This is a genomic window from Paenibacillus sp. GCM10027629, from assembly GCF_042676425.1.
Classification (GTDB): domain Bacteria; phylum Bacillota; class Bacilli; order Paenibacillales; family Paenibacillaceae; genus Paenibacillus_K; species Paenibacillus_K terrigena.
The window spans coordinates 145,566-165,705 of the sequence record NZ_JBHTGZ010000002.1 but is presented as its reverse complement, the minus strand read 5'-3'; the positions used below and the strand labels follow the sequence as shown (position 1 = coordinate 165,705).

Annotated in this window: 20 protein-coding genes and 2 riboswitches; of the genes, 10 read left to right on the top strand and 10 right to left on the bottom strand. The window is 48.3% G+C overall.

The window, feature by feature from the left end:
- Positions 1-2,108, top strand: a 2,108-nt coding sequence (locus ACFQZR_RS01080) for an S-layer homology domain-containing protein (protein ID WP_379342014.1), incomplete at its 5' end; no start/stop codon positions are given.
- A 57-nt stretch (positions 2,109-2,165) separates the two neighbouring features.
- Here ACFQZR_RS01080 and ACFQZR_RS01075 read toward each other — a convergent pair.
- Positions 2,166-2,813: an anthrax toxin lethal factor-related metalloendopeptidase gene (locus tag ACFQZR_RS01075; RefSeq protein WP_379342012.1), complete on the bottom strand. Its 648-nt coding sequence runs from the start codon at positions 2,811-2,813 to the stop codon at positions 2,166-2,168.
- Between the two features lie 54 nt (positions 2,814-2,867).
- Positions 2,868-2,957, bottom strand: a riboswitch (cyclic di-GMP riboswitch).
- An 89-nt stretch (positions 2,958-3,046) separates the two neighbouring features.
- Positions 3,047-3,133, bottom strand: a riboswitch (cyclic di-GMP riboswitch).
- Between the two features lie 291 nt (positions 3,134-3,424).
- Between ACFQZR_RS01075 and ACFQZR_RS01070 the strand changes: the two genes are divergently transcribed.
- The 3 genes from ACFQZR_RS01070 to ACFQZR_RS01060 all read left to right on the top strand — a co-directional run bounded on the left by ACFQZR_RS01070 (position 3,425) and on the right by ACFQZR_RS01060 (position 5,210).
- Positions 3,425-4,246 carry a protein-glutamine gamma-glutamyltransferase gene (locus tag ACFQZR_RS01070; RefSeq protein ID WP_379342010.1) on the top strand — a complete coding sequence of 274 codons (822 nt, stop codon included), beginning with the start codon at positions 3,425-3,427 and terminating at the stop codon, positions 4,244-4,246.
- Between the two features lie 194 nt (positions 4,247-4,440).
- Complete coding sequence (locus ACFQZR_RS01065; RefSeq protein WP_379342008.1) at positions 4,441-4,959, top strand: hypothetical protein; 519 nt, start codon at positions 4,441-4,443, stop codon at positions 4,957-4,959.
- Between the two features lie 14 nt (positions 4,960-4,973).
- Positions 4,974-5,210, top strand: a complete 237-nt coding sequence (locus ACFQZR_RS01060; RefSeq protein WP_379342038.1) for a DUF6953 family protein — start codon at positions 4,974-4,976, stop codon at positions 5,208-5,210.
- Between the two features lie 62 nt (positions 5,211-5,272).
- Here the strand turns inward: ACFQZR_RS01060 and ACFQZR_RS01055 are convergent, their stop codons facing one another.
- Both ACFQZR_RS01055 and ACFQZR_RS01050 read right to left on the bottom strand, forming a co-directional pair.
- Positions 5,273-6,499, bottom strand: coding sequence for an MFS transporter (locus ACFQZR_RS01055; RefSeq protein WP_379342006.1), 1,227 nt, complete (start codon positions 6,497-6,499; stop codon positions 5,273-5,275).
- 106 nt (positions 6,500-6,605) lie between these two features.
- A complete protein-coding gene (locus ACFQZR_RS01050) occupies positions 6,606-8,264 on the bottom strand; it encodes a sulfatase family protein (protein WP_379342036.1) in 1,659 nt (552 codons plus the stop codon).
- Positions 8,265-8,598: 334 nt separating this feature from the next.
- Here ACFQZR_RS01050 and ACFQZR_RS01045 point away from each other — a divergent pair, with 334 nt between their 5' ends.
- Positions 8,599-8,811: a cold-shock protein gene (locus ACFQZR_RS01045; RefSeq protein WP_018758803.1), complete on the top strand. Its 213-nt coding sequence runs from the start codon at positions 8,599-8,601 to the stop codon at positions 8,809-8,811.
- A 237-nt stretch (positions 8,812-9,048) separates the two neighbouring features.
- On the top strand, positions 9,049-10,506 hold the full coding sequence (locus ACFQZR_RS01040; RefSeq protein WP_379342004.1) for a catalase: 1,458 nt from the start codon (positions 9,049-9,051) through the stop codon (positions 10,504-10,506).
- A gap of 115 nt (positions 10,507-10,621) precedes the next feature.
- Here the strand turns inward: ACFQZR_RS01040 and ACFQZR_RS01035 are convergent, their stop codons facing one another.
- Together ACFQZR_RS01035 and ACFQZR_RS01030 are read right to left on the bottom strand one after the other, a co-directional pair.
- Positions 10,622-12,367, bottom strand: a complete 1,746-nt coding sequence (locus tag ACFQZR_RS01035) for a sigma 54-interacting transcriptional regulator (RefSeq protein WP_379342002.1) — start codon at positions 12,365-12,367, stop codon at positions 10,622-10,624.
- Positions 12,368-12,434: 67 nt separating this feature from the next.
- Entirely contained in the window at positions 12,435-13,358 is a 924-nt protein-coding gene (locus tag ACFQZR_RS01030; RefSeq protein WP_379342000.1) for a proline dehydrogenase family protein, read from the bottom strand.
- A 198-nt stretch (positions 13,359-13,556) separates the two neighbouring features.
- Here ACFQZR_RS01030 and pruA point away from each other — a divergent pair, with 198 nt between their 5' ends.
- From pruA to ACFQZR_RS01015, 3 genes are all read left to right on the top strand, one after another.
- The gene (gene pruA, locus ACFQZR_RS01025) at positions 13,557-15,104 is read left to right on the top strand and encodes an L-glutamate gamma-semialdehyde dehydrogenase (protein WP_379341998.1); all 1,548 of its coding nucleotides are present in this window, start codon (positions 13,557-13,559) and stop codon (positions 15,102-15,104) included.
- Positions 15,105-15,143: 39 nt separating this feature from the next.
- Positions 15,144-16,472, top strand: a complete 1,329-nt coding sequence (gene rpoN / locus ACFQZR_RS01020) for an RNA polymerase factor sigma-54 (protein ID WP_379341996.1) — start codon at positions 15,144-15,146, stop codon at positions 16,470-16,472.
- An 82-nt stretch (positions 16,473-16,554) separates the two neighbouring features.
- Positions 16,555-17,343 (top strand): SDR family oxidoreductase, encoded by a 789-nt coding sequence (locus ACFQZR_RS01015; RefSeq protein ID WP_379342034.1) that lies wholly within the window; start codon positions 16,555-16,557, stop codon positions 17,341-17,343.
- Between the two features lie 139 nt (positions 17,344-17,482).
- Here ACFQZR_RS01015 and ACFQZR_RS01010 read toward each other — a convergent pair whose 3' ends face one another.
- The 3 genes from ACFQZR_RS01010 to ACFQZR_RS01000 all read right to left on the bottom strand — a co-directional run bounded on the left by ACFQZR_RS01010 (position 17,483) and on the right by ACFQZR_RS01000 (position 18,438).
- Positions 17,483-17,707 carry a cysteine-rich CWC family protein gene (locus tag ACFQZR_RS01010; protein WP_379342032.1) on the bottom strand — a complete coding sequence of 75 codons (225 nt, stop codon included), beginning with the start codon at positions 17,705-17,707 and terminating at the stop codon, positions 17,483-17,485.
- Positions 17,708-17,723: 16 nt separating this feature from the next.
- Entirely contained in the window at positions 17,724-18,071 is a 348-nt protein-coding gene (catR, locus tag ACFQZR_RS01005; RefSeq protein ID WP_314586454.1) for a catDE operon transcriptional regulator CatR, read from the bottom strand.
- A 133-nt stretch (positions 18,072-18,204) separates the two neighbouring features.
- Positions 18,205-18,438, bottom strand: coding sequence for a helix-turn-helix transcriptional regulator (locus ACFQZR_RS01000; protein ID WP_379341993.1), 234 nt, complete (start codon positions 18,436-18,438; stop codon positions 18,205-18,207).
- A gap of 89 nt (positions 18,439-18,527) precedes the next feature.
- Here ACFQZR_RS01000 and ACFQZR_RS00995 point away from each other — a divergent pair, with 89 nt between their 5' ends.
- Complete coding sequence (locus tag ACFQZR_RS00995) at positions 18,528-19,196, top strand: DsbA family oxidoreductase (protein ID WP_379341991.1); 669 nt, start codon at positions 18,528-18,530, stop codon at positions 19,194-19,196.
- A 75-nt stretch (positions 19,197-19,271) separates the two neighbouring features.
- On the opposite strand, the gene ACFQZR_RS00990 is transcribed toward ACFQZR_RS00995, so the two are convergent.
- Together ACFQZR_RS00990 and ACFQZR_RS00985 are read right to left on the bottom strand one after the other, a co-directional pair.
- Positions 19,272-19,652 (bottom strand): hypothetical protein, encoded by a 381-nt coding sequence (locus ACFQZR_RS00990; RefSeq protein WP_156826243.1) that lies wholly within the window; start codon positions 19,650-19,652, stop codon positions 19,272-19,274.
- A 231-nt stretch (positions 19,653-19,883) separates the two neighbouring features.
- Positions 19,884-20,012 carry a hypothetical protein gene (locus tag ACFQZR_RS00985; RefSeq protein WP_379341989.1) on the bottom strand — a complete coding sequence of 43 codons (129 nt, stop codon included), beginning with the start codon at positions 20,010-20,012 and terminating at the stop codon, positions 19,884-19,886.
- Positions 20,013-20,140 lie beyond the last annotated feature (128 nt).

The window sequence follows — 20,140 nt, the reverse complement described above, 5'->3', positions numbered from 1 at the left end:
CGTTCATCAATGGAACGCAAGAAGCAATCTTCTACTACACAGCATCGGCGCAAAAAGTGACAGTGAAGTACCTTGAAAAAGGAACGGACAAAGAACTTGCGAAGCCTGAAGTTGAAGGAGGCGTAACAGGCAAAACGATTAAGCTAGATGCGAAAGAAGTTGCAGGCTACACGCCTGAAAAAGCAACAATCGACTACACGTTTACAAACGGAACGCAAGAAGCAATCTTCTACTACACAGCAGCAGTACAAAACGTAACGGTGAAGTACTTGCTTGAAGGCTCGAAAGAAGAAGTATCACCATCGACTACTGTACCAGGTGTAACCAACGGAACTGCGAAATTAGAAGCAGCAAAAGTTGAACTCTACACGGTTGTAGGCGAAAGCACGAAGGAATACAAATTCTCGGCTGAAGCGAACCAAGTATTTATTTTCTTCTACACCAAGGATGTTGTAGTGCCTACGCGGGCGCTAACACTTAATTACCTTGAAGAAGGAACGAACCACGTTGTAGCTGAGTCGAAAACGATCAATAATCCAGCAGATGGATCAGTATTTGAAGCCGTATATGCCCAAGGCTACACACCTGTAGTCGGAACCGACACATGGAAATACGAAGTCGTGAACGGCGATCAGCAAACGCACACGTTCTTCTACACCAAGAATAATGCACCGGCTGAGAAACGTACGGTTACCGTGAATTATGTGGATCGTGCAACAGAGCTTCCGTTACAAGAATCAACGCAGTATGAAGGTGAAGTAGGCAAGACACTTCATCTGGTGGCTGAACCGATTTCAGTATCTGATGCGGTATACACACCAGAGCTTTATAACTTCGACTATGAAGTTACCGCAGAAGAAAAACAAGAGCACACATTCTACTACAAATTAGGTGCTGTGGAAGATCTTCAGCAAGTTACCGTTCACCATGTGTACATGGATGGAGATAAGAAAGTCGAATTGGATGTTGAAGTTAAAAAAGGTAAAAATGGCGATAGCATCACCATCACACCAAAACAGATCGAGAAAGACGGGGTTGTATACAAACCTTCGCAGGAAGTATACACCTACACCTTCACAGACAAGGCAGAACAGACACTAGAAATCCTCTACGTCAAAGTCGAAACACCAGTAGAGAAAGAGTACAAAGTTACTGTGAAGTATCTCGAGCAAGGCACGAACAAGGAATTGGCAATTGCAGGAACCGCAAGTGGCAAGGCTGGAGTTACGACGAAGCTTACAGCTGCACCAGTTGCAGGATACACGCCGGTGAAGTCACAACAGGACTACACATTCAGTGATCAAGAGGGTCAATCGCTCACATTCTACTACACGAAGAACACGACGACACCTCCAGTAGATCCAGGTCCATCGACGCCAACGCCAACACCAACACCGTTGCCGCCTGTTCCATTGCCACCGGTACCACCATTGCCTCCAGTTCCACCGCAATTGGAAAAGGATAAGCATTTCAACTACATCAACGGCTATCCAGATGGCATGATCAAGCCTGAGAACCTGATCAGCCGTGAAGAAGTCGCAGCAATCTTCTACCGCTTGATGGATGATGCTACACGCAGCGATTACATGAAACAGATCAGCTCTTACAAAGATGTTGAGCAGAAGCGTTGGTCGAGCAAACATATCGCAACGATGGAGAATGCTGGTATCATCACAGGTTACAAGGATGGATCGTTCAAACCAGGTCAACAGATTACGAGAGCAGAATTCGCAGCCATCGCATCCCGTTTCGACAAATTGGATGAGAAGAAGAACGAAATGTTCACGGACATCAAAGGGCATTGGGCTGAGAAATACATTGTCTCTGCAGCGAACAAAGGCTGGATCAAAGGCTATGATGATAGCACATTCAAACCGAACCAGTACATTACTCGTGCAGAAGCCATGGCATTTATCAACAGCGTCTTGAACCGTAAAGTCAAGGTTAAAGACATCCATGAAGATGCGAAAATGTGGCCAGACAATTCGGTGAACAAATGGTATTACACCGATGTCATCGAAGCGACGAATCACCACGGTTACACAAGAAATGAGGATGACACCGAGACTTGGAATGAAATCAAGCCGAAACACGTGTATCCTGAATAAGTTCGTATTACAACACAAAAGCTCCTCTCTGATCGTCAGAGGGGAGCTTTTTCTATCTTATTGATTGAATAGCTTGTCCATAAAATCATAGGTTAGCGGAGCGTTCTTCTTCAACTCTTTACGCGTTGTATCATTGTAGAGATACAAGCTCGCGCTCTCTGCGAAATATTCTGCAGGATAAGCCGATACATAGCCATCGTGATAGTTGCTTGCTGCTTCTTTGGTGAAAATATCTTTGAAATCTTGCGAGTCGCTTGCGTTGTTAAACACAAAGCGGTCAACGGCATGCAATGTCTCATGGATTTCTAGGTTGTACGAGTTGTGGCCATGGCCTTTTTTGCTGTATCCGATGCGTACGACAACCACTTTCTCGCTAACACCCGGTACATCATCCCAAGTGAGTCCCGTTCCTTCCCACCCTCTTGGCGTTACCCCTTTAAGATAGTTCAATTCAGGTTCGTTGGTAATGATGTCGTTCGTTAATTTCACTTTAACGCCTTTGTCAGCAAGTGTTTTTAAGATTGGAGCTGGGATTTTCTCTAGGCGCTCCATCATCGCTTTTGCTTCTTTTACATTATAATCACCTGTTGGCAGTACGACCAATTGATCGGGTAGAGCGCCTTCAGCGTGTACGTTATTCGTAGGAAGTAGTGCAATAATCATCAGCATCATGAACGCAATAAGCACGAGTTTGGTTTGTTTCATCACGAACACTCCTTGGAAAGCCAACGTCACTCGTTCAAGTGCGTTAGACTTTGTAATGGTAACTGGCTGGCATGGCGAGTATTCCTCGCGGTAGCCCCTATAGCTTTGCGTCGCCATCTCTCGATGGGTTTGCCTTTGTCAATACGGAGTTGACATATGAAATTGTTGTACGTAAAAAACCCTTCTTACCGAAATAAGAAGGGTTAACAACGCGAATAACGTCGTACTTCTATGTCGGTAACTGGCTGGCATGGCGAATTTTCGCGTTAGCCCCTGTAGTTTTGCGTCACCATCTTTCGACGGCTTTGCCTTTATCATTTTTAATAGGAAATTAGTTCTATGAACCTATCACTATAGTAGTCTTGTTCTATCAATTAGTCAACAAAAAAATTCTCAGAATTTGGAGAAAACGGAGGTTTCGACATGTAATATGGAAGGGATTAGGAATGGAAAGTCGGATTTCGTGAAATGTCGCTATTATTTGCGGGAAATACGCTGTTTCTTTACTAGTCTAATAGAACTAGAGTAGAAAAGATTCATGCACGATTCCAGCCTACAATACGTACACTAACCTAGGGCGATGTCATCATAATGAGTTTGGAGGAGAAGCCGTGATACGTATTTCGGGGAGACCTTTACAAGAAGCCGGCAGTTTGCCGCTGACGCGGATGGAACAGAGCATTGTAAAGGCGAAGGAGAACAGCCCGGTAACCTACTACTATCCTTCGAAGGAAGCTTTGGTCTATGAAATGCAAATGAGGAGCAAAATCGTGAAGGCAGCCAATGACTTGAACGCAAGTTATGCCCGATTCGCGCCTTTCCGGGAATCGTTCAGTAATCCACGATATTGGATACGAACACCAAACGGTGGATTTCGATTAAGAGGAAATGTCCAACCCGCGGATGGGATTCGAGATATATTTGAACATGGGGAGTATTATGGGTTTGAATGTTCAACAGCGATCATGATTCTGTTCTATAAGGCCGTGCTGGATATGATCGGTGACGATGAATTTAACAAGTATTTTCAAAATCTTTATTTAAGAGACTGGCATGCCAGCAACTATCTTCCGCTAGTGATCACGGAAGACAAGAATGAAGCGTATCTTGGAGATGGGGTATATTTCGAAAACCCGGATTTTGATCCAAAAGGGCCGGAATGGCGGGGCGAGAATGCGATCGTGATGGGGCCGAACTTGTACTTTGGGCATGGCATTGGGCTCAAATCGGCAGAGGATATTCTGGCGGCTTTGAATGAGAAACGCAAGCCGAATAGCACGGTAGAGGCATTCCAAGCGGATTTGGTCGTACACCCGGACTTCGAATTCCTACGGAACTTATCTTCGGACGGTAACGCAGTTCAGGCGTTCTCACAGCAAGCGTGGAATCCGTTCGTTGCTCAGATCGGATCGCAGACGACGTATTACTATTAACACCATGCAGAATCATGAACGAATAAGAGAGGCCTCCAATCCTGAATTTCGGGTGATGGGGGTCTTTGGCACGGGTGGTAATGAACTTTGTTTAATTTGTCACGATGTTATCGGAATCGGAGTGAGATTAGGATTATCCAGTGCTTATGGTATAATGGGGCTTACTACAATAGCCATGCGGAGGCCGACGAAATATGCTAAGTTTTGAAGAAAAGCTCGCGATTGCCGATTCATTCCCTGAATTGGAGCGTAAAAATGTGTCGATGAAACGTGTCAATTACCACTACGAGGAAAGTATGTTCGATAAGAAAACGGTCGTCTATCACCTGCACCCGAACGGCAATGGGTTCGTCTATGCCGGATATCTGACCGGTTATGATGTTGACGATCGAGGTATGGTGAACATTCGCGATATGTCTGCGGAAGAAATTCGTACGATCATTGAAGCGTCCATCCGTTCCTTAACGTGGAAAGGGGTACGACGTGCAACTGGAAGTATAGAAGCATCAGATGCGACAACACCCGACACTGCACAGGAAGTGATCGAAGAACGCTGGACGAACGCGAAGAACCAGTCGTTGGAGCTCAAATTCGAAGACGAAGATCAGATGTGGTACATCTTCGCAGGCGAAGATCTCGATACGGTATTCGAATCGTATGAAGAAGCTGCAGAATATCTGACCGAAGAAGGATTCGTTCGCGCAGCGGATTAAGGAGCATGAATAACATGGAAGTGACACCTCAAACCGTCGCCCAATGGATGGTCGATGAGATTCAATTCAAAGGGACTTTGCACCAGAGCGATGCGATTGATTATGTACAGACACATTTCGGCGAGCAGTTCGTTTTTGTGAATGAGAATGGCAACGCTTCGCTTGAGAAAGAAGTGAAGAAAGCTTTCCGGAAGCTGCATAACGGCAGAGTCGCGTGGGATCGAGACGGATTCTTCTGGGCGTGGACATAGAAGCAATGATAAGGGGTTGTATCCTATATTGGTATAGGATACAACCCCTTTATTGTGCGAATTTATACGGTTGGACTGTCGGGATCGATCCCTTTTGTCTCTCGTCCCCAGAACAGGACGACGAATGCCCCGAGGAGAATGGCGACGAAGAAGACTGTGAAGATCGTTGTCATCGCCGTTTCGCGAGCGACGAGCATACCGACCAGATAAGGCCCAATCACCCCGCCGATCCGCCCGAAGGATGCGGCGAGTCCTACGCCCGTTGAGCGTACTTCCGTTGGGTATAGCTCTGGGGTATAGGCATACATACCGCCCCATGCGCCGAGATTGAAGAAGGAAAGGCAGATACCCGCAGCGATCAGCATGCCTTCGGACTCGGCCATTCCGAACCATATCGCACTGATCGCTGTTAGGACGAGATACGTCACGAGCACGAACTTCCGGCCAATCTTCTCAATGAAATACGCCGCTGTGAAATACCCGGGCAACTGTGCCAGTGTGATAATCAACACGTATTGGAAGCTTTTGACGAGACCATAACCTTTCATCACCATCACCGTTGGAAGCCAGAGGAACATGCCATAGTAAGAGAAGACAACCGTGAACCATAGAACCCATAGGGTGATGGTAGAACGGCGGTATTTCGACGACCAGACAGAAGCGACACGCTGACGAAAAGGCAAGGGTTTCTGTTGTACCGCCGCCATGTACCGAGGTGAATCTTGAATCGCCCGGCGAAGGTACAGGGCATAGAACGCGGGCAATGCGCTGATGACAAAGGCGATACGCCAGCCGTAATCCGGGATGACGAAATAGGCGATGAGCGCGGATAAGATCCAGCCGAAGGCCCAGAAGCTCTCTAGGAGCACGACGGCACGCCCTCGTTCCTTCTGTGGTACGGATTCGGAGACAAGTGTCGAAGCGACGGGCAGTTCTCCGCCCAGACCGAATCCCGCGATGAATCGCAAGATGCATAGTGCAACGAAGCTGGATACGAGTGCAGATAATCCGCTAGCTGCGGAGAAAATTAATAACGTCCAAATGAGGATGGACCTGCGGCCATAACGGTCTGCAAGAGATCCAGCCACGGCTGCGCCAGCAGCCATTCCAATGGAATTGATTGCGGCGACAAGGCCGATCTGTTGTGCGCCGAGATGCCAGTCGACGGCAATCGCGGCAATGATGAAGGAGACCATGCCGACATCCATGGCATCGAATAACCAGCTCAGGCCTGCGCTGAATAATAATTTACGCGTAGAGGGCTCGCGTAAGGCTGCTAATCTGTTCATGTACTGTGCTCCATTCCTAACTTTCTGCATTCTTTATACTTGAATATTACCAAAACAACCCACTACCATCCAAGCCCCCTCTGAAGAAAGATATTCGTTCGAGATCTCAAGCTGTCGTTGGGGTTAAACGCTTGGTCTGTCTTTCTAGATCCAACAGGCGCATCATTTGAGTCTGGATTTGCCGACTCTCTGGTGTTGCAAAGGTGGAGTAAGCTAAGTTGCGGATCTCTAAGGGATCCTCGGTCAAGTTATATAACTCGAACTCTTCGGGAGTGGGTGTTCCGCTGCTCGTTGCGTTCGGGTCAAAGTATCGGGAGTATTTCCATAGCCTCCTCCTCTTTGTCCCAACAGCATCTTCTGATTCAAACCACGTAATGATGGTCTCGATATGGTTGGGTTGGACAACAGAAGGATAAGGTCTGCCTAAGGCGCTGATCTGATGCTGCCCAAGCATGACATCATCATCGGTCATAAAGAATACCGAGTCTTCGGGTGGCACCGATTCCCCCAGCAGATAGGAGCTTAGATCGCGGCCCACGAAGGGGTGGACTTCCGTAAATTTAAGTTTAAGGCGTTCTTGGATCTCTGGTACATTGGCTTGCGCTAATCCTAGCATGGTTGGCAGCAGGTCGAGATGACTGGTCAATGCATCAAGTTGTTTTGGATTCGGGAAGAGCTTCTTGTTATAGATCACGAAAGGGACATGGAGAATCTCTTCATAGGCAGAATACCATTTCTGATGAAGATAACCGTGCGAGCCGAGCAAGTCTCCGTGATCGGATGTGAAGATAATAATCGTATTGTCGTAGAACGAGGAGTGCGTTAACGCTTCATACACTTTTTGCATTTGCTCATCGGCGTTTTTCTGCAATTGATAATAGAGTCTATAGTAGAAAGATGGATTTAGGATGGGCTGCAATGCTTGAGGATAGACAGTGCGATAGCTAGCTTGGCAGCGAGGCTTCGTGTGTAAAGATTCAAGGACGGTCGGTGGAGGCTCCACGTTAGGGACTGTTGGTTCCACATTGAAGCGAAACGCAGGGATATGCTCTGTTAGTGAACCGTATAGCACGATGTCATGCGGATTGACGAAGGAGGAGACGATGAGCCAAGGTGGACGTTCTTCTGCTGGATGGGTTTGTTGATCCAACGCTCGGATCAATTCGACAACTTCTGACGCATAGACGACATCTCGCCCACTGACACCATGAGCAGCTGAAGATCCGGAATTTCGTGGGTTTCGTCCATGCGGCTCCGGGCCGATCCAATCGGAAAACCCGTAGCTCTCCAGTCGGTCTGCCCGTCGATAGAGATCTTCTTTTTGACGATCAGGCACACCGTTGCTTGGATGATAGCTTGGAACATCTTGATGCGTCCCAGGGACCACGATGTCTTCGTAGGAGATATGCCATTTCCCTTTGTAATACGTCTGGTAGCCTGCTTCACGCATGTAATTCCCCATCGTGGGCACGGTATTGGAATTGAGCCAGAACATATCCGAATCGAAAGCGCTCTTAGCGATTCCATCCGTCTGAGTGACCCCATGCAGAGAAGGGTAATGGCCTGTAAACATAGTAGCTCGGCTAGGGCAGCATGCGGCGCTACCGATATAATGCCGATGCAGCTCCACGCCGTCGTTACGCAGTAGCTCCTGCGTAACGAGATTATTTTTGCGCCAGTTTCGTATGGCTTCACTCTCATAACGGGGAGGGTATCGCTGCTCATCAACGATAAAGACTAAGAAATTAGGCCGTTCACGCTTCATGGTCGGATTTTGCTGATGGTTCAACGCATTCAGCTCCTTCGTTATACGCTTATATCTTAAGCTATGCTCCTGCACGCTAAGATATGGAAAGTAATCGTTGCTATTATGTGCCAGAAGTGGTAAGATGGAAATGTATTGATATTTGACCTGAATTCACATATTGCAGAGGGTTATGATGGAAGGCGTGGATAACCTTGTACAATATGTGAATTTTTATTTATTAAAAACCAACGGTCAGGCCATATTAAAGAAGTGCTTCGAGAACTTACTTCCTGAGACCGATGGTTCAGGGCATTTATAAGCTTGATAATCCTGGATAGAAAGAGGGATGGACATGTATAATTCACGGAAAAAACCGATGGATGAGATTCCTGAGGAAGTAACAGCAGTTTGGTCATGCACCAATGAGAAATGCAAAGGTTGGATGCGAGATAATTTTGCATTTTCAACAGAGCCGACATGCCCCCAATGTCAATCCGTTATGGAGAAGGGCGAGAGAAAGCTAGCCGTATTGGTGAATACAAGCCCGCTGCAAACTAAATCATAAACCAATAACGTAAGAAATAAATGGAGCCGACCTGTAGGGTCGGCTTTTTTGTATAACAAAAGGGACAATATCGCACGTACGTCATCATTAGAACGGCGAGAGTTGTCCCTTTATCTTATATTTTATTTATAATTATTATAAATTAATATTGATTTTAATTATCATCTGTCATACAATGGTGTTATGATTCTTGAATGGTTGTGACTACTATCATATTACATAAAGGGAGGCGTTTTTATGACCAAATTAACAACGAATCAAGGTGTTCCGATTGGCAATAATCAGAGTTCCAGGACGGCGGGGCAGCATGGACCGACTTTATTGGAGGATTATCAGCTGCTCGAGAAGCTCGCTCATTTTGACCGTGAACGGGTGCCAGAGCGGGTCGTTCATGCACGTGGTGCAGGGGCGCATGGCGTTTTCAAATTGACGAACAGTATGAAACGCTACACCAAAGCGGCATTTTTGCAAAATGAAGGCCAAGAGACACCTGTATTCGTTCGTTTCTCGACGGTCATTCATGGACTGCACTCCCCTGAGACACTGCGTGACCCGCGTGGGTTCGCGATCAAATTCTATACCGAAGAAGGGAACTATGACTTCGTCGGGAATAACTTACCGATCTTCTTCATTCGCGATGCGATGAAGTTCCCGGATATGGTCCATTCCTTGAAGCCGGATCCTCGTAACAATCTACAGACACCGGACCGCTATTGGGATTTCATGTCGCTAAGTCCAGAATCGACGAATATGCTCGTGCATGTATTCACCGACGAAGGAATTCCGGCGAGTTACCGCCATATGCGCGGATCTAGCGTCCATGCCTATAAGTGGATCAACGCTTACGGCAATATGGTCTACACGAAGCTGCGCTGGGTGCCGAAGCAAGGGGTTAAGAACTTGTCTGCCGAGGAAGCTGCGGAGATTCAGAGCAAGGACTTCAATCATGCAAGTCGTGATCTCTATGAAGCGATTGAGCGTGGAGAGTTCCCGGAATGGGATTTATATGTGCAAGTGCTGGATCCTGCGGATCTGGATAACTTCGACTTCAATCCACTGGATCCGACGAAGGATTGGTTCGAGGAAGATATTCCATATCAGCTCGTGGGGACGATGACACTCAATAAGAACCCTGAGAATGTGTTCGCGGAGACTGAGCAAGTCGGATTCAACCCTGGTGTTGTTGTTCCAGGCATTGAGCCGTCGGAAGATAAGCTATTGCAAGGTCGATTGTTCTCCTATTCTGATACGCAGCGTTACCGGATTGGCACGAATTATTTGCAATTGCCGGTTAACTGTCCGTTCGCGCAGGTGAATAATAATCAGCGGGATGGAGCGATGGCGCACGGCCAGCAGAAGGATCATATTAACTATGAACCGAATCGCCACCAACATACGCCAAAAGAAGATCCAGCGTACAATGATGTTCCTTATCCGATCCAAGGCGAAGCGATGCGCAAAACAATTGAGAAGACGAATAACTTTGGTCAGGCCGGCCAAGTATGGAATCGGTTTTCGGCTGCGGAGCAGGATGCTCTCGTAAAGAACTTAACGGCTGACTTGTCTTCGGTTACGGACCAGACCAAGCTGCTCGCCATCTGTAACTTCTATCGTGCTGATGCAGAGCTTGGCAAGCGATTGGCTCAAGGGTTGAAGGTGGATCTGACACCGTATCTCCAGCATATGCAATCATAACGATAAAGACCTCCATTCGCGCCAATGATGGCGCGGGCGGAGGTCTTCTTATGTTTGTCTATGAAATTGGACACATTACGAAAATAAGTGTCTTAAATTTTAGACACTAGCGTGCCTATAGCCCGAACCGTTTCAATTTGTTATACAATGTAGCCCGCGAAATCCCGAGCAGCTTCGCCATTTCAAGCTTATTGCCGTTAACCTCCTCCAAGGCTTGCAGCAGGAGATTCCGTTCGAATGCATCCATGGTCTCCTGATAAGCGTGAACGCCGAGATGAACGTCCATGGCTTGGGAAGAGTCAATTGCAGAAGGTCGTGAGGCTTCTTGATATAGGGCACTCGGCAAATATTCCGATTTGATGATGCCATCCGTTGCGAAGATAACAAGCCGCTCGATCGTGTTTCGTAACTCGCGAATATTGCCAGGCCAGTCGTATTGCAGCAGACATTGAATGACCTCTGGCGGGAAATCTTGAATATGCCGCCCGTATACGAGGGAGAACTCATGCAGGAACGACTGGGTAAGTTCATAGATGTCTTCCTTGCGCTGCCGGAGCGGAGGAATCTCCATCGATAGGACGTTCAATCGATAATACAGATCCTCACGGAATTTCCCTTCCGCAATCATCTTCTTCAGATCTCGATTCGTCGCGGCAATGATCCGGCAATCAGCGCTGCGCATTTGCGTCCCGCCGATCGGAAAATACTTCTTCTCTTGCAGCACGCGCAGCAGCTTCACCTGCATTTCGAGCGGCATTTCCCCGATCTCATCTAGGAAGAGTGTTCCGCCGTTCGCGAGCGCGATTTGCCCCTTCTTGCCGCGTGGATCAGCGCCGGAGAAGGCGCCTTTCTCGTATCCGAATAGTTCACTCTCGAATAACGCCGGGGGGATCGCGCCACAGTTAATCGCGATGAAGGGGGCATTATGATCTTCACGGGAATCATGGATGGCCTTAGCGAATAGCTCTTTTCCTGTACCGCTCTCACCTTGTATGAGTACGGTCGCCTTCGTCTGGCTGACCTTCCGCATCGTGTCGATGCAGCTCTTGATCGTACGGCTTGTGCCTTTGATCGGCGAGAATGGATCGGACGATGGACTGAGCATCTCCATCTCACGCTGAAGATGATGCATCTTGCTCGACATATGGAGCAGCTCCTGATGAAGCCGGATTTGGGCGGTAATATCGGTCTCCGCAGCGACGGCACCGACAATCTCCCCGTCCAGCTTCACCGGATTTGCACTGATAAGCACGAACAAATCCTGGCGCGGTTGGTGCTGCATTTTATAGACAGACTCCCCGGTCTGAAGGGTCTTCAAGGATTGCAAGCGATCGACGGGAAAGAAGGCTGTCGCAGGCTTGCCGATAATATCTTGGCTCTGAATCGAGAAAATATGCTCTGCGCCTGCAGTCCACACAGCTACCTCTTGCGCCTCATTAATCAGCGTAATAGCCATGTCGGGATCAATCGTCGCAAGGGTCGTTCGATAATACGCGTCTAGAACACGATATGATTGCATGATGGCTTGCAATAAATCGACAGCCAACACATAACCGACAACCTTACCTTCCAATTCCACAAGGAGATATGCCGAGTGCGTAAATCGAGTCATGGCCTCTTCCAGTGGAGTATCTATCGGAAGCGCTTCCACGGGAATCCTAATAAAAGATTGTTCATATGAATCGTTGTTTAGCCCACGCTGTGCTTCAAGGTAGAAATATTGCGAGCCAACTTGGGTAAATACAGGTCCTTCGCCTTGGGTAGAGATATTTTCTATCGGCAGGGCCTCTATGCAATCTGTTGGCAGACATCTAAATTGGGTATTGATCAATTGTTCGAGACACGGCAGATGATGCTTCAAATCGGTTGACCTCCCATATATGAGAACAAAGATTCTAATATATGGATTATACCTGATCTTCCCTCGTTTAGTTGAACATATTTTTGAGAACCATCATCAGATTTGCGGGCTTCTCGGCCAGTCGGCGCGTATAATACGGATACCACATTACGCCATACGGAACATAGCAGCGTATTCGGTAACCCTCTTGGGCGAGCTTGGCTTGCTCACTCATGCGTAGACCGTATAGCATTTGGAACTCAAAAGACTCTTTGGAGATCCCATTTTGCTGCACATAGGTTTTGACCCAGTTGATCATGGTGTCGTCATGAGAGGCAACAGACGTATAGATGCCTTGATCGAGGTGCATTTGAATCATTTTCTTGAAGTTCGTAATGACATCCGAAGCGTTCTGGTAGGCAACGGTACTCGGCTCCTTGTAGGCCCCTTTAACGAGACGCAGGCGGATGCCCTCCTGAATCATCGCTTCGACATCATGCAGAGAACGATAGAGATACGCTTGAATGACGGTGCCGACATTCGTAAGCCCCTCGGCATGTAGGCGCCGAACGATATCAATCGTCGCTTGCGTGAACGGTGTATCTTCCATATCAATGCGGACAAAATTGTGATGCTTCGCAGCTTCTGCGACAACAGCGCGTATATTTGCGTAACAGGTCTCTGGGTCGAGCGCGAGCCCCATCTGCGTCGGCTTCAACGAGACATTGGAATCCACGCCGCGGTCTGCAATCCCCCGTACCAACCGCACATATTCTTCCCGATATCCCGCGGCTTCGTCCAAGTGACGAATGCCTTCTCCGAGGTGATCAAGGGTCGCCATAATCCCTTTTTGGTTCAGTGCCTCAATCTGCGTTAAGGCTTCAGCAAGCGTATCGCCTGCGATAAATTTACTCGCTAATTTCTTGCCGTATTTGAGCGACCAATGTTCAACGAGCCGATTGCCGGCAATCGTCAGTAGTGTTTTGCGATATAGTTCCGTACCGATGTCCATGGGTAGAATCCCCTCTCCAAATCATCATGTCATTGTAATGATGTAGCAATCATGAAAGAAGCAAGAAGGATGCCAAAACCGCATTTGATATAAAAATATTTCTTTTTTAAGCAAGTTGGCACGGTAATTGCTAATACATTGGGATACAGGACGGTATTTATATTTCTTGTTATTTTACTCAGGGAGGATGAAAAGGGTATGCGCGTAGAATTTAAAAATGAGGTATTTACAAATTTCAAAGATGAACAGAACAATCTGGCTTATGATAAGGCACTGCAACAAGTGGAGGGAGAGCTTGGGCGTTCCTATGACCTCGTTATTGGGGGCAACAAAGTAGCGACAGACCGCAAGTTGGCATCGGTTAATCCAGCTTCCACCGATCAAGTGATCGGGGTCGTATCGCAAGCGGATTGTGCGCTCGCGGAAGAAGCGATTCAGACGGCTGCCCGTGTATTCGAATCATGGAAGCATACCGATCCGAATGAGCGGGCGCGGTATCTCTACAAGGCCGCTGCGCTCATGCGCCGCCGCAAGCATGAATTCTCTGCATGGCTCACATTTGAGTCAGGCAAGACGCGTGCCGAAGCCGATGCGGATACCGCAGAGGCGATTGACTTTATGGAGTTCTATGCGCGTGAAATGCAGCGCCTCAGTGCGCCTCAGCCGCTTACCATTATTGAAGAAGAAGAGAATGAGCTCTATTATATTCCGCTCGGGGTCGGCATCGTCATTCCGCCGTGGAATTTCCCGCTTGCGATTATGGCGGGCATGACGACAGCAGCGCTCGTATCGGGAAATACCGTTGTATTGAAGCCGGCGAGTACGACACCTGTCATTGCAGCGAAATTCGTAGAGCTGCTCGAAGAGGTGGGCTTGCCTGCAGGTGTTGTGAACTATCTACCGGGACCAGGTGGCGAGGTGGGCGATTACTTGGTGGATCATCCGCTTACACGATTCATTAGCTTCACGGGTTCGCGTGACGTTGGACTTCGGATTAACGAACGCGCAGCGAAGACGGCACCAGGTCAGAAATGGATTAAACGCGTCATTGCGGAAATGGGCGGCAAAGATTCCATCGTGGTCGATAGCGATGCGGATCTGGATCTGGCTGCAGATGCCATTACAGCGTCTGCCTTTGGATTTTCCGGTCAGAAGTGTTCGGCGTGTTCTCGCGCAATTATTCATGCAGATGTATATGACGCGGTACTAGATAAAGTCGTTGAGCGTACGAAGCAGCTTGTGATGGGGAACCCAACTGACCGGATAACGAATGTCGGACCTGTCGTCGATGACAAGGCTTATCGCAAAATTCAAGAATATATCGAGATCGGCAAGCAAGAAGGGCGCCTTGTATGGGGTGGCAACACAGGGGATCCGCAAGGGTACTTCATCGAGCCGACGATTTTCGCGGATGTTGACACAACGGCACGAATCTCACAGGAGGAGATCTTCGGACCCGTGGTTGCGTTCACGAAGGCATCATCGTTTGATGAAGCGCTTCAATTCGCGAATAACACGGATTATGGATTAACGGGTGCGGTCATTTCGCGCAATCGGGCACATCTGGAGAAGGCACGCCGTGAGTTTTTCGTTGGGAATTTATATTTTAACCGCAAATGTACAGGGGCACTTGTAGGCACGCATCCATTCGGCGGCTTCAATATGTCGGGAACGGATTCGAAAGCTGGCGGACGGGATTATCTGCTCTTGTTCACGCAAGCGAAGATGGTATCAGAGAAGTTCTAAGAAGTTCATCAGCAAGAAATTCGATAGGGGGATGTTAAGGTGCTAGGCTATCAGTTGGTTCAAGATCAGCGTCTGAAATTAGCGATGACACCGGAGCTCCAGCAATCCATGCATATCCTTACCCTATCGGGTCAAGAGCTGATGCAGTATGTGCAGGAGCAAGTTATGCAGAATCCGGTGTTGGAACTGGAGGAACATAGGGGATCTGGGCATTCCCAGACCGTCAGGAGTACGCATGCCAGAAGGATGGCATACGATCCGTTATGGCATGCGCAGGCTGCTTCTGAATCCTTGGAGCAGTCTGTGCTTAGCCAATTACGGTTGCTCGAGCTAACGCCTGATGTTCGCCGAACGGCGGTCTACCTGACGGGCAACTTGAATGAAGATGGATATTTGGATATTGATTTAGCTGATGTGTGCTCTGTGTTGAATGTCTCGATCGGCCTCGCTGAGGAAGCACTACGGCAGGTGCAATCGGCAGAGCCTGCGGGGATAGGCGGGCGGGACCTTAGGGAATGCTTATTACTTCAGATTGATCGGGACTCGTCGTCTGCTCACGGTGCGAGGGAGATCGTGGCGCACTATCTCGAGGATTTAGCGCATGGCCAATGGGGGGCGATTGCATCAAGTCTTCGGATGTCGAAGGTACAGGTGAAGGCTGCTGCACAATATATTCAGCGTCTTCAGCCGCGTCCCGGCCAAACGATCGGGACGTCTATCGTGCCCTATGTGGTGCCGGATGCCATGGTGGAGCTGAAGACGGAAGGATATATGCTGCACATGCATCCTTTCAGTTCGCCTCGATTGGCCGTCAGTGAGCTCTATCGTGGATGGGCGGAGAACCAAGGATCAGCGGTAGTATCGGAAATATCCGATGCGTCTGCATTCTTGCAGGCTCGTATCAAATCGGCCGCGTGGGTCATCCGATGCGTGGCTCTGAGGCGGCAGACGCTGCAGCAAGTCATGCAAGCGATCTTGGAGGAGCAGATCGATTTCCTAACCGCAGGTGTGAAGGGGATTCGACCGATGACCCTAGCGGTCATTGCGAGCCGATTGGGCATTCACGAATCCACGGTCAGCCGTGCAGTGAACGGCAAACATCTACAGACACCGCACGGGGTGTATCCCTTGAAATATTTCTTCTCGTCAGGGCTGCCGACACAGGAGGGTATGGACACCTCTGCGCAGGCGGTTAAGGCTCGAATCAGAGCGATAATAGCCGAGGAGAACAAAGACCGCCCTCTTTCAGATCAACATATTGCGGATATACTCACGAAGGAGGGTATTCAGATCTCACGGCGTACCGTCGCGAAATATCGGGATGGGATGCAACTATTAGCTGCGGGATATCGGAAAACGAAAATGTAAGGTGGTTCTTTCTTGGTTGACGCGAGCCTCTCAGTCGCATAATAATGGGTGAAAGTACCAATGGATTGGGAGGATGTTGATGATGGATTTAGGACTTACCGGTAAATCCGTGTTCGTAGCAGCTGCGAGTAAAGGTCTCGGCCGAGCGAGCGCCTTGGAATTCGCCAGAGAAGGGGCGAACGTAACGATCGCAAGTCGCGATCTCGCGCAGCTCCAGCAGGCACATGATGAGATTCTCGCGCAGACAGGCAAACAGGTCTTAATGGTGCAGATGGATGTATTAAATGCAGAGGATGTAAGTCGTGCGATTCAGACAGCCGTGGACTCGCATGGCGGGTTAGATGTACTCGTTACCAATGCGGGAGGCCCGCCGGGAGGACGCTTCACAGACATGGATGATGCGAAATGGATGTACGGTTTCGAATTGAATCTCTTGAGCACCATTCGCATGATCCGCGAAGCACTCCCTCACTTGCAAGCTGCTGGCGGAGGGCGAATTGTGAATCTTGCTTCCACATCGGTGAAGCAGCCGATTGCAGGCCTCATCCTCTCGAATGTTTTCCGTGCCGGTGTACAAGCCTTAACGAAGACGCTGGCTTCCGAGTTCGCAAACGATAACATTCTGATTAATACCGTGGCGCCAGGACGTATTGCAACGGACCGGATCGCTGAGCTTGATGCGCTAATGGCAGCGAAGCTCGGATGTACGATGGAAGAAGTTCAGAACATGAACTTGAAAGATATTCCGCTGGGTCGTCTCGGTACGCCGGAGGAATTCGCGCGGATTGTAGCCTTCTATGGTTCTTTTGCGAATAGCTATGTGACAGGACAATCCCTGCTCGTCGACGGCGGCATGGTAAAGGCGATTTAGTATCCAGTCATGGGTACACAGAGAAATGGTTGAGTAGGATTAGCCTCCTGCTCAACCATTTTTCTCATTCTATGCCGTTAAATAATGAAAACGACCGCATCCCGGTTAAATACCGGGAAACGGTCGCAGCATTGCCTGTTTATCGTTGTTCTTTATGGATCTTTTCTCTATGATACGCCTCAACGCAGTCACGGCAGATACACGTCTTGCCTCGCAGCTCGGGTGTAATTCGCTCTCTTAACGCCATGGGCACCGATGTGTGGAAGCACCAGCAATCATCGGTTCCTGCTCGGTAGCCGCAGCGGTTGTCCTGCCCACAGAGCGGGCATAGATGGGGATCCACTTCGAATGCTTTATCATTCATAGGATGTTCCTCAGACTTATTTCGATTCTTGTTCATCAGCGTTCAGCGAAGATGCGTCAATCCACGTGGAGGACCAATGGACGATTTCATTGAAAATCGGTGCTAGGGCATGCCCCATCGTTGTTAATGAATATTCAATACGAACGGGTGTCTCCGGATAGACGGCACGATTTACGATTCCATCGATCTCTAACTCTTTGAGCCGCTCAGATAAGAGTCTTCCGCTAATATTCGGCAGGGATGCCTCGATTTCGCTAAATCGCTTCGGTCCCGACAGGAGTTGGAAGACAATGAAGGAAACCCATCGTTTACTTAATATTTCGACAGCCTTTTCGAATCGCGGGCACAATGTCGGTTGATTCATTCCTATATTCACCTCACGCCCTATATTATAACGTACTCTGCATAGGAACACATAATTAAATTAAGAAGTTAACTTATCGTAACTCAACTTTCGTAATGGGGAAAATCTGCACAAGGTTGAGTTGTCACTAATGTCATTTTCGATATTGCGTTGGAGAGATGCCGTAATACGCTGTAAAATGTCTCGTAAAATGATGGATTGTTGAATAGCCGAGCGTCTCTGCAATATGAGTAACGGATCGATTGCTCTCTAACAAGGCTGCGGCGGCGCGCTGCATTTTGATGCGATTGACATAGGCTTTGGGCGGCAAGCCCGTCATTTTGCGGAATAAATCATGGAACTGGCAGTAGTCTCGTGCTTGTGCCACTTCTTGTCATCGATTGACACACTTCTAACTAGTAACTATAATGGTTACAGGTAAGCAAATTATGTTAGAAGTACAGGAGGTTGGTTACGATGACCGTGAAAATCCAAGTATATTCGGACTTTGTCTGTCCGTTCTGTTATTTAGGGAAGAAACCGTTCGAGGAAGCCATTCAGGGTAAGGACGTGGAGGTGGAATGGATGCCGTTCGAGCTTCGTCCAAGTGGGTCGCAACCGATTGATCCATGGAATGAACCGAGCAAGCTGCAGGGCTGGAATTCTTTTATCTCGCCTATGGCGGAGAAATGGGGCGTAGATATGAAGCTGCCTCGCCTTTCGCCGCATCCCTATACGGGCCTGGCATTCGAAGGGTATCATTATGCGAAGGAACAGGGGAAAGGCAACGCCTATATGAACCGTGTATTCGCGGCATTCTATCAGGAAGAGTTAAATATCGGCGAGCTTGAGGTATTGACGGAGCTTGCGAGCAGTATCGGGCTTGATGCGGAAAACTTCCGCGCGGCACTTACAAGCGGGAAGTATAAGTCCGTTCAGGATGAGGCTCGTCGTCATGCCTATGAAGAGGCTGCGGTTACCGCGGTGCCGACATTTATTATCGGCGGCCAACGCATTCAAGGGGTTACGAACCGCGAGTCCTTCGAGCAAGTGTTGAACGAAGAGCTTGCGAAGGATCAAGGCGGACTCACGATCATTCCAGGACTGCAATGTGATGTCGATGGATCTTGTTATGATCCTTCTTAATCCATCTGAGGAAAAAGAACCTTCAATCTCACGTTTTGAACGTGGTTTGAAGGTTCTTTTGCATAGGATCGAATATTATTGGAGCATCTTCCGATGCACACTCTCTTGAATCATGTCATGAATTTCTTCGAGCTGGGCCTGATAAGCTTCTAAGGAAATACTCCCGTTTAAGAATCGTTGGTCGAGCTGTGACCTTAACTGAGCCACCTGAATATCAACGACTTGATCGACTTCCATTTTATTATCATTAGCGATATCTGCCAGTGATTGCCCGCTGTAGAGCGCATCGTAGATTTGCTCTTCTGATTCTACGCCTAGTGCTTGCAGAAGATCATCGGCGTCTGAGCTGCTCGTTAAACCGTCTGTTGCTAATTTGTATGTGCTAGCGCTTGCACTCGCTTCATTGCTCCAGATGCTGCTGCTGCACGCAATGACAAAGGCCATGAAGCTTATCATAATAATCTTTTTAGGGTCCATATTTGAATTCCTTTCTTATTCCAACCATTAGTAGGGGGTTTCGTTATTCTCTTGGTATGTTACGGCTAGGCTTTAGATAAGTTTCGTATTTGATACTTGTACTATAAATTAGTAACCTTAATGCCAGATGAAAAAGAGTTAAAAGTTCGATGAAGATATGTCAAAACAGCCGCTGCAGAACTTCACTGCGCGGCTATTTGGCGAGGATGCTTATTGCTTGCGATCCGCTCTTGCTTGCTTATCATCTCTGCTATCTGCCAGCTTATCGCCGAATTGATCCATTCGGGATGGAGATGCTGCTGGGCCGTTGTTCTTCGGTTTGCTGTTTCTGCCTGCCATGCTCATCACCTCCCTTGTGTTATCATCATCCATCAGGGATAGATTCATGCATTGTCTCAGAATACCCGAAGGCTCCGGTCGAAATATGTAGAAAAACTACCAAAAAGCTGAAAACAAAGCTATACAGC